At 36.9% G+C, this 12,759-nt stretch carries 22 protein-coding genes; 1 reads left to right on the forward strand and 21 read right to left on the reverse strand.

Annotated features, from left to right (window positions below; genetic code table 11):
• The first annotated feature begins 26 nt into the window (after nucleotides 1-26).
• Entirely contained in the window at nucleotides 27-653 is a 627-nt protein-coding gene (locus tag RBG61_RS05650) for a response regulator (protein WP_307946592.1), read from the forward strand.
• 30 nt (nucleotides 654-683) lie between these two features.
• Here the strand turns inward: RBG61_RS05650 and RBG61_RS05655 are convergent, their stop codons facing one another.
• From RBG61_RS05655 to rplF, 21 genes are all read right to left on the reverse strand, one after another.
• A complete protein-coding gene (locus RBG61_RS05655; RefSeq protein ID WP_307946593.1) occupies nucleotides 684-1,214 on the reverse strand; it encodes a GNAT family N-acetyltransferase in 531 nt (176 codons plus the stop codon).
• Nucleotides 1,215-1,225: 11 nt separating this feature from the next.
• Entirely contained in the window at nucleotides 1,226-1,420 is a 195-nt protein-coding gene (locus RBG61_RS05660) for a hypothetical protein (protein ID WP_307946595.1), read from the reverse strand.
• A 35-nt stretch (nucleotides 1,421-1,455) separates the two neighbouring features.
• Nucleotides 1,456-2,547, reverse strand: coding sequence for a CPBP family intramembrane glutamic endopeptidase (locus RBG61_RS05665; protein WP_307946597.1), 1,092 nt, complete (start codon nucleotides 2,545-2,547; stop codon nucleotides 1,456-1,458).
• A gap of 224 nt (nucleotides 2,548-2,771) precedes the next feature.
• Nucleotides 2,772-3,332, reverse strand: coding sequence for a hypothetical protein (locus tag RBG61_RS05670; protein WP_307946600.1), 561 nt, complete (start codon nucleotides 3,330-3,332; stop codon nucleotides 2,772-2,774).
• Nucleotides 3,333-3,360: 28 nt separating this feature from the next.
• Nucleotides 3,361-3,597, reverse strand: a complete 237-nt coding sequence (locus RBG61_RS05675; protein ID WP_307946603.1) for a hypothetical protein — start codon at nucleotides 3,595-3,597, stop codon at nucleotides 3,361-3,363.
• Between the two features lie 272 nt (nucleotides 3,598-3,869).
• The gene (gene rplQ, locus RBG61_RS05680) at nucleotides 3,870-4,211 is read right to left on the reverse strand and encodes a 50S ribosomal protein L17 (protein WP_307946606.1); all 342 of its coding nucleotides are present in this window, start codon (nucleotides 4,209-4,211) and stop codon (nucleotides 3,870-3,872) included.
• Between the two features lie 68 nt (nucleotides 4,212-4,279).
• Nucleotides 4,280-5,221: a DNA-directed RNA polymerase subunit alpha gene (locus RBG61_RS05685; RefSeq protein ID WP_307947210.1), complete on the reverse strand. Its 942-nt coding sequence runs from the start codon at nucleotides 5,219-5,221 to the stop codon at nucleotides 4,280-4,282.
• A gap of 126 nt (nucleotides 5,222-5,347) precedes the next feature.
• Nucleotides 5,348-5,974: a 30S ribosomal protein S4 gene (gene rpsD, locus RBG61_RS05690; RefSeq protein ID WP_307946608.1), complete on the reverse strand. Its 627-nt coding sequence runs from the start codon at nucleotides 5,972-5,974 to the stop codon at nucleotides 5,348-5,350.
• Between the two features lie 28 nt (nucleotides 5,975-6,002).
• Nucleotides 6,003-6,401, reverse strand: coding sequence for a 30S ribosomal protein S11 (rpsK, locus tag RBG61_RS05695; RefSeq protein ID WP_307946610.1), 399 nt, complete (start codon nucleotides 6,399-6,401; stop codon nucleotides 6,003-6,005).
• Between the two features lie 15 nt (nucleotides 6,402-6,416).
• Nucleotides 6,417-6,785, reverse strand: coding sequence for a 30S ribosomal protein S13 (rpsM, locus tag RBG61_RS05700; protein ID WP_307946613.1), 369 nt, complete (start codon nucleotides 6,783-6,785; stop codon nucleotides 6,417-6,419).
• A gap of 51 nt (nucleotides 6,786-6,836) precedes the next feature.
• Nucleotides 6,837-6,950: a 50S ribosomal protein L36 gene (rpmJ, locus tag RBG61_RS05705; RefSeq protein WP_054331337.1), complete on the reverse strand. Its 114-nt coding sequence runs from the start codon at nucleotides 6,948-6,950 to the stop codon at nucleotides 6,837-6,839.
• A gap of 249 nt (nucleotides 6,951-7,199) precedes the next feature.
• On the reverse strand, nucleotides 7,200-7,418 hold the full coding sequence (infA, locus tag RBG61_RS05710; protein ID WP_307946616.1) for a translation initiation factor IF-1: 219 nt from the start codon (nucleotides 7,416-7,418) through the stop codon (nucleotides 7,200-7,202).
• Between the two features lie 12 nt (nucleotides 7,419-7,430).
• Nucleotides 7,431-7,697 carry a KOW domain-containing RNA-binding protein gene (locus tag RBG61_RS05715; protein ID WP_307946618.1) on the reverse strand — a complete coding sequence of 89 codons (267 nt, stop codon included), beginning with the start codon at nucleotides 7,695-7,697 and terminating at the stop codon, nucleotides 7,431-7,433.
• A 12-nt stretch (nucleotides 7,698-7,709) separates the two neighbouring features.
• Nucleotides 7,710-8,459 carry a type I methionyl aminopeptidase gene (gene map / locus RBG61_RS05720; RefSeq protein WP_307946620.1) on the reverse strand — a complete coding sequence of 250 codons (750 nt, stop codon included), beginning with the start codon at nucleotides 8,457-8,459 and terminating at the stop codon, nucleotides 7,710-7,712.
• 5 nt (nucleotides 8,460-8,464) lie between these two features.
• A complete protein-coding gene (locus tag RBG61_RS05725) occupies nucleotides 8,465-9,097 on the reverse strand; it encodes an adenylate kinase (protein WP_307946621.1) in 633 nt (210 codons plus the stop codon).
• A 23-nt stretch (nucleotides 9,098-9,120) separates the two neighbouring features.
• Nucleotides 9,121-10,410 carry a preprotein translocase subunit SecY gene (secY, locus tag RBG61_RS05730; RefSeq protein WP_307946622.1) on the reverse strand — a complete coding sequence of 430 codons (1,290 nt, stop codon included), beginning with the start codon at nucleotides 10,408-10,410 and terminating at the stop codon, nucleotides 9,121-9,123.
• A 1-nt stretch (nucleotide 10,411) separates the two neighbouring features.
• A complete protein-coding gene (gene rplO, locus RBG61_RS05735) occupies nucleotides 10,412-10,855 on the reverse strand; it encodes a 50S ribosomal protein L15 (protein ID WP_307946624.1) in 444 nt (147 codons plus the stop codon).
• A 251-nt stretch (nucleotides 10,856-11,106) separates the two neighbouring features.
• On the reverse strand, nucleotides 11,107-11,289 hold the full coding sequence (gene rpmD, locus RBG61_RS05740) for a 50S ribosomal protein L30 (RefSeq protein WP_307946626.1): 183 nt from the start codon (nucleotides 11,287-11,289) through the stop codon (nucleotides 11,107-11,109).
• A gap of 16 nt (nucleotides 11,290-11,305) precedes the next feature.
• Nucleotides 11,306-11,806, reverse strand: a complete 501-nt coding sequence (gene rpsE, locus RBG61_RS05745) for a 30S ribosomal protein S5 (protein ID WP_307946627.1) — start codon at nucleotides 11,804-11,806, stop codon at nucleotides 11,306-11,308.
• Nucleotides 11,807-11,822: 16 nt separating this feature from the next.
• Entirely contained in the window at nucleotides 11,823-12,182 is a 360-nt protein-coding gene (gene rplR / locus RBG61_RS05750) for a 50S ribosomal protein L18 (protein WP_307946630.1), read from the reverse strand.
• An 18-nt stretch (nucleotides 12,183-12,200) separates the two neighbouring features.
• A complete protein-coding gene (rplF, locus tag RBG61_RS05755) occupies nucleotides 12,201-12,749 on the reverse strand; it encodes a 50S ribosomal protein L6 (RefSeq protein ID WP_307946632.1) in 549 nt (182 codons plus the stop codon).
• Nucleotides 12,750-12,759 lie beyond the last annotated feature (10 nt).

A 12,759-nucleotide genomic window follows, 5' to 3' on the forward strand; every position in this document is an offset into this window, starting at 1 on the left:
ACTGAATGAAAGAATGAGGTATCCGTATGAGAATTATAATTGTAGATGATGATAAGCTGGTTGCAATGTCTTTGAAAACCATTATTTCAGCTACAAGCGAAATTGAAGTGGTCGCCATTGGTGCGAATGCTCGAGAGGCTGTTTCGCTTTATCGAGAGCATCAGCCGGACATTATGCTAATGGATATTCGTATGGGTGAACAAACAGGTCTTGATGCGGGAAAAGAAATACTCCAAAAATATCCATCTGCAAAAATTTTATATCTAACTACATTTGCAGATGACGAATATATTATTACAGCATTAAAAATTGGTGCAAAAGGCTATATATTAAAGCAGAATTATGAAAGTATTATTCCTGCACTGCATGCAGTATCTATGGGGCAAACCGTTTTTGGTGAAGAGATTGTTACCAAGCTGCCGAATATATTAAGCAATACCAGTGAAAAGAAAAATGTTGAGCAATATGGGCTATTACCAAAGGAAATAGAAATTATAGAGTTAGTTGCGCAAGGATTATCCAACAAAGAAATATCCTCTCAGCTTTTTTTAAGCGAGGGTACTGTACGCAATTATATGAGTACAATTTTAGAAAAGCTTGAGCTTCGTGACAGAACGCAATTAGCAATTTTCTACTTTAATAAAATGCAATAAAGGAGGGCGTTTGCCCTCCTTTTACTCTTTTTACAGTTTAGCTTCCATCACAATAATATTCCAGTCTTTTCGACCTTGTTCCTTTGTAACAACTCTGCAAACTTCAACAAAATTATTCTTCGTCCAAAAGCTATATCCATCTTTATTTTCAACCAAACAACCAAGTTGAATGAACAAATAACCACTATCTTTAACTACTTGTTTAAAGGCTGTTATCACCTTTGTACCTATTCCTGACTGTTGAAGACTATTATCCAGCATAAATAAACCGATCCATACTGTAGATTCATTTGGATATCCAAGCAAAAAATCCATAATCGCGATAAGCTGATTTTCTTGATATAATCCTATGAAAAATTTTTGCTCTTTAGGAATCATCGGTGGACATTCTAATATGCCATTTACAACATCATCATAGGTTACATCTCTGCCTAATTCATACTCATAGTATTTTTTATTGCTTTGTGCTAGCCCTAATACCTCATTGTAATTTTGCTGTTGTATTTGTTTCACCAAAAAATTCGGTAAAGCAGTACGTATTTTTTCTAATATTGTATTCATACACTATATTCTTACTTTCTAAAGGGATTTTCTTTTTTTGCAAGGCACCATACCGCCATTACAAATCCAATTGCCATAAAAGAAAAGGATAGTCCTTCAAAAAATCCTAACGTAAAATCTGAAATGGTTAAATAATTTGCATATATTCTTGTGCCTACAAATAAAATTGCTCCAATTGGAAGTGATAATAAAGCTGCTTTTTTCATTACTTTCACCTTCTACCATCAAATTGTTCATATTATCAATGTAATGATGTTGCTATCAATTGCATTAAAATCATACCTACTATCAAAATTCCATAGAAAATCAGATAACCGATTGACCAGCCCGAAGTGAATGCTGTACCAATCTTCGCTCCAGTTTTCATATAGGTTTCATCACCTTTTGAAATCTCTTTAAACTTCTTCCAATATAAAATTGTTGCAACCACTATAATCAATACGCCCACTACTATATAAATATAATCTACAAAACCAGAGTATTTTGAGCCCTCTGGAAACAGGTAACCCAGTAGCATAGATATACTGTTATTTATAATATGTGCAACTATGGCAGGTATAATGGTATTTGCTTTCACCGTTAAGATACCAAGAACAATTCCCATTAAAAATGGTGGTATAAACTGAACCAAATTCCCATGAAATAATGAAAATAAAATTGAAGTCAATATAATTGCAAACATAGAACCATATTTCTGCAAAGACTTTAATAGAAAGCCTCTAAATATGATTTCTTCAAAGATTGGGCCAACCACGCATACATATGTAAGCATTAACACAGCCCAAATTGGCTGATCTTTCGGTAATGAAAAATCAGGTGCAGGAATTGGGATTCCCAGCTTTTCAAATAACATCAGATATAAAGTCGCAATCAGGCTGCCCACTCCTCCTGCGGCAAGGCAGGTAATAACGCCTGCGGCATTTCTTAAAATGCCTGTTTCAGATTTACGAAAAAAACTTTTTAGCTTGATTTTATATACGAATTTTGCAATAACGATAACAACAATGTCTATTATGATTATCGGAAGAAGTGAAGCTATAAATACAAACATTCCATTTTGGGGGTCAACCGCTTTCATAAAATCAAATGTATCAAGAGATGCACCATTCGCCATTTTAATAGCAACAGATAAAAAAATATAGAAAAATAATAATATGAATGCAAGAATATTTCCGCCCAGTCCTAATATAAGTAATAGCATTGAAGATTTTCCTGCTGTTTTTTTCAAATCACGCTTGTATTCTTCTTTTGGATCCAATCCATAATAGTTTTGTTGATACAACGTCGGGTCAATTGTCGCATATTGTTGGTATTCTTGGCTTTGTTGTTCCATTCTATTACCACCTTTATTTGTATTACTTAAATAATACAGTAATTCCACAGGTTTGTCAATTACATTGTTTACTTTGTAGATTAAATGATTTCATATATATTCTAATGTATAGTTTTAAAAACATTATATCAAACAGCTACCCCCATACCAAAATAGTATGGGGGGTAAATCATGAGTATAGACATATGATTTCTTAAATTATCCTAATTTGAAGATTAGACTTTTTATGAAATGCTTGTTTCAAGTATTTTTTTATAATCAGAGCCGGTTGTTGACATATAGTCAACTTTTCCATTCTTATCAAATTGAATGATACCATCTATTTTTATTTCTTGTTCCGAACTTTTATCAATACTCATCATTGCTTTCATTACATAGGAATAATGATTTTTCTGTTTATCATCTTGCTTCACAACAATTTCCTTTGGCGTAATTGCAATTTTTTTATCTATAGACATTATGTGCATCATAATAATTGATGAATAAAAACTCGAACCTGCGTCTTTTAGCGTATTCTCTGCTACATAATTCCCAAATTCTTTGGAAATAGCATCTTCAAGGTTTTGCGTTGGCACTTGTTCAATTGTAATAGAACTTGAACCATCTTTACTTGTTACGGATTCCAAATCTTTTGTTTGTGCTGTACGAATACTTTCATTTGGCAATGTAAACGCAATCTTTACTAATGATTTCGCCTTTGCTTGATTATTTTCACCAGATTTGCAACTAGAGAAGCTAATAAATACGCATAGCAGTAAGATGGTTAGTACCAATCTTTTTTTCATATAATGAACACCTCGTCATTCTAATATTTTATGCAGCAACAAATTCAAAACCACGCCAAAAAGAGTCCTGTGATAAATTTCCATTGAATGTACCATGTATTCCACCATTTGGACAACTCACAACATATCTTCGTGAAATTTCATTTGATTCAGTGTCTTTAGTTTTATTGTTATCCACTGCCCATATACTACTAGTACTAAACAACATTGTTACCATTAACATCAAACTAACGACCATTGAAATTTTTCTACTTTTTCTTTTCATTTTAATTCCTCTTTCCATCAAAATTTAGATATTAAGAGTATTAGAATTTCTCTTAATATCCATATTATATATATATATATAATATGTCAAGTATTTACTGGTAACAAAATGGTAACATTGTGAGGAGAAACCATATTAACATAAAAATCTCTATCATTTCGGACTTATTTAAAAAAAGTATCATATTAGAACAGAAAACGTCCATACCAAAATTGGTATGGACGCAACAAAAAGACCATGCCTAATTAGGGCATGGTCTTTTTCTATATAAGCTATACTAACTCAATAATAGCCATCTCTGCAGCGTCACCACGACGTGGACCTGTTTTAATTATACGAGTATAACCACCGTTTGCTTCTGCATATTTTGGTGAAATCTCATCGAATAATTTTTTAACAACTTCTTCTTTTGTGATAAAGCTAAATGCTTGACGCTTGGAGTGGAGATTATTAGTTTTGCCAAGAGTAATCATTTTCTCGGCCATAGCGCGAACCTCTTTTGCTCTGGAAACTGTGGTTTCAATCTTGCCGTTCTCTAAAAGGTAAGTAACCATAGCTCTTAGCATTGCTTTTCTGTGGTCAGAGGTTCTGCCAAGTTTTCTGCTTCCTGCCATTGAAATTCACTCCTTACTGGATCATAGCACTTTTAAACAATTTGTATTTAAAACGCTATTCGTTATCCTTATTCTTCGTCTGAAGCTAGGTTAAGGCCGAGCGAATGTAGCTTTGCAATAACCTCTTCAAGTGACTTTTTACCAAGGTTTCTGACTTTCATCATTTCTTCCTCGGATTTATTCGTTAGGTCTTCTACCGTGTTAATTCCTGCACGTTTCAAACAATTGAATGAGCGCACAGATAAGTCAAGTTCCTCAATAGTCCTCTCGAGGTCTTTTTCTAAAAGGTTTTCGCCTTTTTCAACCATTATCTCTACATTTGCAGCTTGCTCGTCTAAATTAACAAACAAGTTGAGGTGATCATTGAGAACCTTGGCTGCAAGAGATACAGCTTTTTTGGCAGAAATTGTGCCATCTGTCCATACCTCTAAAGTCAACTTATCATAATCGGTGATTTGACCAACGCGTGTATTTTCCACTGAATAATTAACCTTTATTACAGGTGTGTAGATACTGTCTACTGCAATTGCACCGATGTTGCTTGATACATCAGCTTTGTTTTTTTCTGCAGGAACATAGCCACGACCCTTATCTAATACGATTTCCATAAACAGTCTTGCACCTTCACATAAAGTTGCAATATGCATACCAGGATCTAGTATTTCTACTTCAGAATCAGCTTTAATAGTACCTGCAGTTACTTCGCATTCACCCTCAGCTTCGATATAAACTGTTTTAGGGGAATCCCCATGTAACTTCGCTGTTAAGCCTTTAATGTTTAATACAATCTCAGTTACATCTTCTTTAACACCTGGAATGGTTGAAAATTCGTGTTGCACGCCGTCAATCTTAATTGACTTTACTGCAACGCCGGGAAGTGAAGATAATAGTACGCGTCTTAAGCTGTTGCCTAAAGTTGTACCATATCCACGCTCGAGGGGCTCTAGTACAAATTTTCCGTAGGTTGCATCGTTGCCGTTGTTTTCCATTTGAATTTTAGGCTTTGTCATTGGATTAGTAATTGATTCCTGCGGATTTGCTAAGCTTTCTACCATGTTTAAAACCCTCCTATTCACAGCTTCATGCTGTAATTTCGTTTACCATTCCCTTAAAGCATAAAAGAACATTATGCAATATTATTTAGAATAATACTCAACGATTAGAAGCTCTTGAACATCAAGATCAATATCTTCACGGTTAGGTAATCTAACAACTTTTGCTTCTAAAGTTTCTTTATTCATATCTAGCCACATTGGAACTGGACGAGAGCCACAAGTTTCAACGATAGCTTTGAATTTTTCGCTTCCACGGCTTTTTTCGCAAACAGCAACAACATCGCCTTCTTTTACTTGGTAAGAAGGAATGTTTACTCTTTTGCCGTTTACAGTGTAGTGACCATGAACAACAAGTTGTCTAGCTTCAGCTCTTGAAGTTGCAAGACCTAGTCTGTAAACAACGTTATCTAAACGTGATTCCAAAATTCTTAGCAAGTTTTGACCTGTCATGCCAGGTTTACGTTCAGCAGCATCGAAGTAACCTTCGAATTGGCTTTCTAAAACGCCGTAGTAACGTCTTGCTTTTTGTTTTTCTCTTAACTGAATACCATATTCAGTGATTTTTTTACGGTTTTGTCCGTGTTGTCCTGGGGCATATGCTCTACGAGTTACAGAACATTTATCAGAATAACATCTTTCACCCTTTAGGAACAATTTAGCGCCTTCACGACGGCACATTCTACAAACCGCACCGGTATATCTAGCCATTACTGGTTACACCTCCTGATTAAAAATATTAAACGCGTCTTCTTTTTGGTGGACGACATCCATTGTGTGCAATAGGTGTTACGTCTTTGATCATAGATACTTCTAGACCAACTGCTTGTAGCGCACGAATTGCAGCCTCACGACCGGATCCTGGTCCTTTTACATACACTTCAACAGTCTTTAGACCATGTTCTTGAGCAGCTTTAGCTGCTTTTTCTGCAGCAGTTTGTGCAGCAAATGGAGTAGACTTTTTAGAGCCTCTAAAGCCCATTTCACCAGCACTTGCCCATGAAATTGCATTGCCTTGAACGTCTGTAATAGTTACAATAGTGTTGTTAAAGGTAGACTGAATGTGAACGGCACCACGCTCAATATTCTTACGTTCGCGGCGTCTGCGAACAACCTTTTTTGTTGTTTTAGTTGCCATAGTTCAAAGCCTCCTTTACTTCTTCTTGTTAGCAATCGTTTTCTTTGGACCTTTACGAGTACGAGCATTTGTTTTAGAACGTTGTCCTCTTACAGGCAAGCCTTTTCTATGACGAATGCCTCTGTAACATCCAATTTCGATTAGCCTTTTAATGTTTAGAGCGGTTTCTCTGCGTAGGTCACCCTCAACCACATTATTTTTATCAATATATTCTCTTAGCGCAGATACCTCATCCTCAGTTAAATCCTTGATTCTAGTATCAGGATTTACGCCTGTTGCAGCGAGGATATCGTTTGCCGTTTTTTGACCGATACCAAAGATATAAGTTAAACCTACTTCAACTCTTTTCTCTCTTGGTAAGTCAACACCAGCTATACGAGCCATTAAAGTTGCACCTCCAATACAGTGTGAACACAACGAACCATCTAAAGCCTATTAGCCTTGACGTTGTTTGTGTTTAGGGTTTTGGCAAATCACCATGATACGTCCTTTGCGTTTGATTACCTTGCATTTTTCGCATATTGGCTTAACCGAAGGTCTTACTTTCATTTGAAATTACCTCCTTATTGGTATGATGAACATCTTTATTCATCTTGACCTGCTTTGTTTCTACTTACTGGAACGCTTTTAACGCCCCATTTTTAGGCATTTGTTGGGTTTTCCTTAAATGTCCTATTTGGAGGAACGCCAAGTAATGCGTCCCCATGTGTAATTGCTAATGCAATAACACAGTTAAATCATAGGGCGACATTTCAACCGTCACCATTATCCATGGCGATAAGGTGAAACGTAAGCCTACTATTTAGAACGCCAAGTAATGCGTCCCTTTGTTAAATCATAGGGCGACATTTCAACCGTCACCTTATCGCCAGGCAGAATTCGAATAAAATTCATTCTTAGCTTGCCTGAAATATGGGCTAGGATTGTATGTCCGTTTGGAAGCTCTACTTTGAAAGTTGCGTTTGGCAACGATTCAACGACAGTGCCTTCAATTTCAATAACATCGTCTTTTGACAAGCATATACCTCCCTATTCAGCGACGGAAATTGCTTGATTACCGTAATTGTAATCCCACAACACGCGCCTTAACTTAAGATCTGTGTCTATTTGTTCTAAATCAACAATCTTTGTAGTTTTGCTCATGTGAAGTAGATTTTTTTTCTTAGGATTTTCAAGCTTACGGCGTTTGCCATCCGCAATATATCCAAAGTTGTTTTCTAGCTTCACAAGAACATAAAAACGATTCTGATCGTGTCCTGAATTAGAACGAACAATCATCCCTGTTTGAAACTGCACTCAGATTGCCTCCTATATTTTCGTTAGGATTTTTGCACCGTCGTCAGTTATGACAATGGTGTGCTCAAAATGTGCAGATAAGCTTCCTGAAACAGTTTCCACAGTCCATCCATCGGAAAGCATTTTCACATTGTCACCAACCAAGTTAATCATTGGCTCAATTGCGAGTGTCATTCCCTTTACTAAGCGAATACCTTTGCCTTTCGTTCCGAAGTTTGGAACTTCAGGATCCTCATGAAGATTTCTTCCAACACCGTGACCTACGTAATTCTTAACTACACCGTAGCCAAAAGACCTTGCGTAAGATTCAACGGCATAGGAGATATCTCCCATACGATTTCCCGGTTTTGCCTGTTCAATCGCTCTATACAAACATTCATTGGTTACCTCAAGCAGCTTTGCCGCTTCTTGTGAAACCTCACCCACCCGATAGGTAAAGGCATTATCTCCATGATATCCTTTATAGAATGCACCAACATCCACACTAACGATATCGCCATCTTTTAAAATGACTTTTGAAGAAGGTATTCCATGAATTACTTGATGATTAACTGATATGCACGCACTTGCGGGAAATCCACCGTATCCTAAGAAAGAGGGTTTTGCACCATGTGATACGATTTCTCGATGAATCGCTTCATCGATCTCTTTCGTAGAAACTCCGGCTCTCATATACTTTTGAGCAATATGAAGAGCTTGTGCAGATATTTTGCAAGCCTCGCTCATTTCAACTAATTCTCGGGCATTTTTTAAAACTACCATAATATTTACGCCTCCACAGCTTTTAAAGTCATTGCAGAAGTATCATTAACGTCTTCTTGACCATAAACTGTATACAGCTTATTTTGTGCTGAATAATATTCTTTCAATGGCTCCGTTTGTTTATGATATACTCTAAGACGTTCTAAAACAGTCTCTGGTTTATCATCATCACGAAGTACTGTTTTTCCACCACATTTATCACATATTCCTTCTACTTGAGAAGGCTTATAGTTGATATGATAAGAGGCACCACATACTTCGCAAACACGTCTACCTGAAATTCGCTGCGTAATATTCTCATCACTAACTTCAAGATCAATTACTTTACTGATGATAATCCCCATATTATCCAAAGCCTCAGCTTGTGGAAGTGTACGTGGAAAGCCATCTAAAATAAAGCCATTGCTGCAATCATCATTTGCAATTCTTTGAACAACTAATTGAATCACAACATCATCCGGCACAAGTTGACCTTTATCTATAAAGACTTTAGCCGCCTTACCCATCTCTGTTTGATTTTTAATTGCTTCACGAATGATATTGCCTGTTGAAATAGTAGGAATCCCATATTTTTCACTTATAATTTCTGCTTGCGTACCTTTTCCAGCACCCGGAGCACCTAACATAATAAGCTTCATAATATCCTTCCCCTTTTATCTTCTTATTCTAAGAATCCTTTATGGTGACGCATCATCAATTGAGATTCCAATTGACGCATAGTATCCAATGCAACACCAACGATGATGATAATTGATGTACCACCTAGTGCAACAGGAATGCTTGTAATAGAGTTGAAGATAATTGGGAAAATTGCGATAAATCCTAAGAACAACGCACCGATGAATGTAATTTTAGCAATTACTTTTGCAATAAAGGTTGATGTTGGTTTTCCAGGACGAATACCAGGGATCGCACCATTATTGCTCTTGATATTATTGGCAATTTCTATTGGATTATATTGTACTGCAACATAAAAATAGTTAAAGCCGATAATTAACAAGAAATATAATATTCCATAGAACCAATGAGATGGTGACATAACTGTTAAGAAGCCATACCAGAATCCGCCTGGTTTAGGATTTGCAAAACGAGCTATCATACCAGGTAAACTTACAAGTGAACTTGCAAAGATAATTGGCATAACGCCGCTCATGCTAACTTTGATTGGAATATGGGAGTTTTGGCCACCGTACATTTTTCTGCCGACTACACGTTTTGCATATGCAACAGGAATACGACGTTCACCTTCATTCATTACAATGATTAAAACAATCATTCCAGCGAATATTAACAAGATAATAGGAACTAATATGAAGTTTTTACCACCTTGCATGAAGTTCTTCCATAGTACATCAAATGTTTGTGGTAGACGAGAGATAATATTGGCAAACAAGATAATAGAAATACCGTTGCCGATACCCTTTTCAGTAATCTGATCGCCTAACCAAGTAACAACTGAAGCACCTGCTGTCAAAGATAAGATGATGGTAATCAAAGCAAAATATTTAGGGAAACCACTTAAATATTTAGCATTGATTGCACCTTCAGCTCTTACTATTGTGTAGTAAGCGTAACCTTGAAGTAAGCACATACCGACTGTTACATACTTAGTAATCTTATTCAGTTTTTTACGACCTGTTTCGCCCTCTTTGCTTAAACGCTCAAGAGCAGGAATTGCAATCGCAAGAAGCTGAACAATGATAGATGCTGTGATATATGGTTGAATGTTAAGGGCAAATATAGATGCCTTTTCAAACGCACCACCTGAGAAAGTGTTTAAAAGTCCCAAGAAATCAGTACTGTTTCCGATTTGTTGGCTCAAATGTGCACCATCAATGAATGGAGCAATTACAGCAGAACCTAAACGGAAGATAATTAAGATAAAAATCGTATAAATAATTCTTTTTCTTAAGTCGTCATTCTTGAAGGCATTTCTTATCGTTGTAAACAACTTAAATCACCTCGGTCTTTCCACCGGCTTTCTCGATTTTGTCTATTGCAGATTTTGAGAAAGCAGCTGCTTTAATAGTAAGGTTTTTTGTTACTTCGCCATTCCCAAGAACTTTAATACCATCGTATGCTTTTTTCACTAAACCAGCATCAATAATAGCTTTAGTGTCAACTACTGCTCCATCTTCAAATTTATCATTTAAATCAGAAACGTTAACGATAGCATATTTTGTTGCAAAATTATTGATGAATCCTCTTTTTGGAATTCTTCTGGATAAAGGCATTTGTCCGCCCTCAAAGCCTGGTCTTACGCCACCGCCTGAACGTGCATTTTGACCTTTATGACCTTTACCAGCTGTTTTACCATTACCAGAACCAGCACCTCTACCTTTACGTTTTGCAACGTGTGTAGAACCTGGAACTGGAGATAACTCGTGCAGTTTCATTATACTCGCACCTCCTTATTATACTAATTTGCGCTTGAAAACAATTTTGTATCTTTCAAGCTAACACAATACGTAACTGTATTGATGTTGTAATACATACTGACGTTGCTTTATTGCAAAACGTCAATATGCAAATTAGCATTCTGCTAAACGCCGAATCTTGATTCGACTCGCTTTAAAATGCGAATTCCTCATTATTATACTTTATAAATAAAGTTATGAAATCGGAATGAGTATGAAGAATACTATTCTTATAGAACTTTTACAAGATGAGCTACTTTTGCAACTTTGCCTAATGTAGCAGCGTTGTTTGGTTGCTCTGTAATATCGTTCGTTTTGCGAAGACCTAAAGACGCACATACTGCGATTTGGTCTTTCTTAATGCCGGCTAGACCTTTTACTAGCTTAATTGTTAAAGTATCTGCTTTTGCCATAATCAGTCAGCCTCCCTTAACCGTAAATTTGTTCTACAGATTTACCGCGAATTGCAGCAACTTCTTCAGCTGTGCGTAAATTTGCTAATCCGTTGATAGTTGCTCTAACAACATTACATGGGTTGTTTGAGCGAAGAGCTTTCGCACGGATATCTTGGATACCTGCTGCTTCAACAACAGCACGAACCACACCACCAGCGATAACTCCTGTTCCGTCTGGAGCTGGTTTTAGTAGAACTCTACCTGCACCAAAAGCACCAACGATTTCGTGAGGAATAGAAGTACCTTTTAGAGAAACTTTAATTAAGTTTTTCTTAGCATCTTCGATACCTTTTCTAATTGCGTCAGGAACTTCTCCAGATTTACCAAGTCCGAAACCAACAATACCGTTACCGTCTCCAACAACAACTAATGCTGCGAACTTGAAAATTCTACCACCTTTAACCGTTTTAGAAACACGGTTGATAGAAACTACTTTTTCTTTTAGATCTAATGCACTTGCATCTATTTTAGCCAAACGAATAACCTCCTCATTAAAACTTGAGGCCGCTCTCGCGAGCTCCATCAGCCAATTCTTTTATTCTTCCATGGTATAAGTAACCGCTTCTGTCGAATACAACAGCCTCGATACCTTTTTCCACAGCGAGCTTACCGATTGCCTGACCAACCTTGCGCGCAGCGTCTTTATTGCTACCATTACCTTCGAATGCTTTATCCATAGAAGATGCAGCAACTAATGTTACACCATTTACATCATCAATCAATTGAGCGTAAATATGCTTGTTAGAGCGAAATACGTTTAGGCGTGGACGCTCAGCAGTACCGGAAATCTTTGCGCGTACTCTGCGGTGTCTTTTTAGTCTTGCCTCATTACTATTAGGCTTTTTCACCATAGCTTGTCACTCCTTTAACTACTTCTTGCCGCCCTTACCGGCTTTACCTTCTTTACGTTGAACAAATTCGCCAACATAACGAATACCTTTGCCTTTGTATGGTTCCGGTGGACGTTTTTCACGAACATTTGCAGCGAATTGACCAACGATTTGTTTGTCTGGTCCGCTGATTGTAATTTTGTTTGTACCTGCAACATCGATAGTGATACCTTCGATTTCAGGCATAATAACTTGGTGAGAATAACCAATGTTTAAAACTAGGTCTTTGCCTTGTTTTGCAGCACGGTAACCAACACCTTGAATTTCTAGCTCTTTTTTGAATCCGTTCGTAACACCTTCAACCATATTAGCTACAAGTGTTCTAGTTAGACCATGAAGAGATTTGTGTTCTTTTTGTTCACTAGGACGTTTTACGTTGATAACGTTGCTTTCAACTTCAACGATCATGTCTTTGTGAAGAGTTCTTGTTAAAGTGCCTTTTGGTCCTTTAACGGTAATCACATTACCCTCAAGCTTTACTTCAACACCGGAGGGAACGTCGATTGGTTTTCTACCTATTCTAGACATAATATAAGCC

Origin of the sequence: Paludicola sp. MB14-C6 (assembly GCF_030908625.1) — a bacterium.
Taxonomy (GTDB): domain Bacteria; phylum Bacillota; class Clostridia; order Oscillospirales; family Ruminococcaceae; genus Paludihabitans.

Excerpts from the sequence above, each read along its gene's own strand:
- RBG61_RS05725 (WP_307946621.1), bottom strand. The coding sequence starts at position 9,097 with ATGAAGCTTATTATGTTAGGTGCTCCGGGTGCTGGAAAAGGTACGCAA.
- rplQ (WP_307946606.1), bottom strand. The coding sequence starts at position 4,211 with ATGGCAGGAAGCAGAAAACTTGGCAGAACCTCTGACCACAGAAAAGCA.
- rplF (WP_307946632.1), bottom strand. The coding sequence starts at position 12,749 with ATGTCTAGAATAGGTAGAAAACCAATCGACGTTCCCTCCGGTGTTGAA.
- RBG61_RS05685 (WP_307947210.1), bottom strand. The coding sequence starts at position 5,221 with ATGACAAAGCCTAAAATTCAAATGGAAAACAACGGCAACGATGCAACC.
- rplO (WP_307946624.1), bottom strand. The coding sequence starts at position 10,855 with ATGAAACTGCACGAGTTATCTCCAGTTCCAGGTTCTACACACGTTGCA.
- RBG61_RS05665 (WP_307946597.1), bottom strand. The coding sequence starts at position 2,547 with ATGGAACAACAAAGCCAAGAATACCAACAATATGCGACAATTGACCCG.
- RBG61_RS05660 (WP_307946595.1), bottom strand. The coding sequence starts at position 1,420 with ATGAAAAAAGCAGCTTTATTATCACTTCCAATTGGAGCAATTTTATTT.
- rpmD (WP_307946626.1), bottom strand. The coding sequence starts at position 11,289 with ATGGCAAAAGCAGATACTTTAACAATTAAGCTAGTAAAAGGTCTAGCC.
- RBG61_RS05675 (WP_307946603.1), bottom strand. The coding sequence starts at position 3,597 with ATGAAAAGAAAAAGTAGAAAAATTTCAATGGTCGTTAGTTTGATGTTA.
- rpsK (WP_307946610.1), bottom strand. The coding sequence starts at position 6,401 with ATGGCAACTAAAACAACAAAAAAGGTTGTTCGCAGACGCCGCGAACGT.
- rpsD (WP_307946608.1), bottom strand. The coding sequence starts at position 5,974 with ATGGCTAGATATACCGGTGCGGTTTGTAGAATGTGCCGTCGTGAAGGC.
- map (WP_307946620.1), bottom strand. The coding sequence starts at position 8,459 with ATGGTAGTTTTAAAAAATGCCCGAGAATTAGTTGAAATGAGCGAGGCT.
- rpmJ (WP_054331337.1), bottom strand. The coding sequence starts at position 6,950 with ATGAAAGTAAGACCTTCGGTTAAGCCAATATGCGAAAAATGCAAGGTA.
- RBG61_RS05670 (WP_307946600.1), bottom strand. The coding sequence starts at position 3,332 with ATGAAAAAAAGATTGGTACTAACCATCTTACTGCTATGCGTATTTATT.
- RBG61_RS05655 (WP_307946593.1), bottom strand. The coding sequence starts at position 1,214 with ATGAATACAATATTAGAAAAAATACGTACTGCTTTACCGAATTTTTTG.
- RBG61_RS05650 (WP_307946592.1), top strand. The coding sequence starts at position 27 with ATGAGAATTATAATTGTAGATGATGATAAGCTGGTTGCAATGTCTTTG.
- rplR (WP_307946630.1), bottom strand. The coding sequence starts at position 12,182 with ATGGTGAAAAAGCCTAATAGTAATGAGGCAAGACTAAAAAGACACCGC.
- rpsM (WP_307946613.1), bottom strand. The coding sequence starts at position 6,785 with ATGGCTCGTATAGCTGGTGTTGACTTACCAAGAGAGAAAAGAGTTGAA.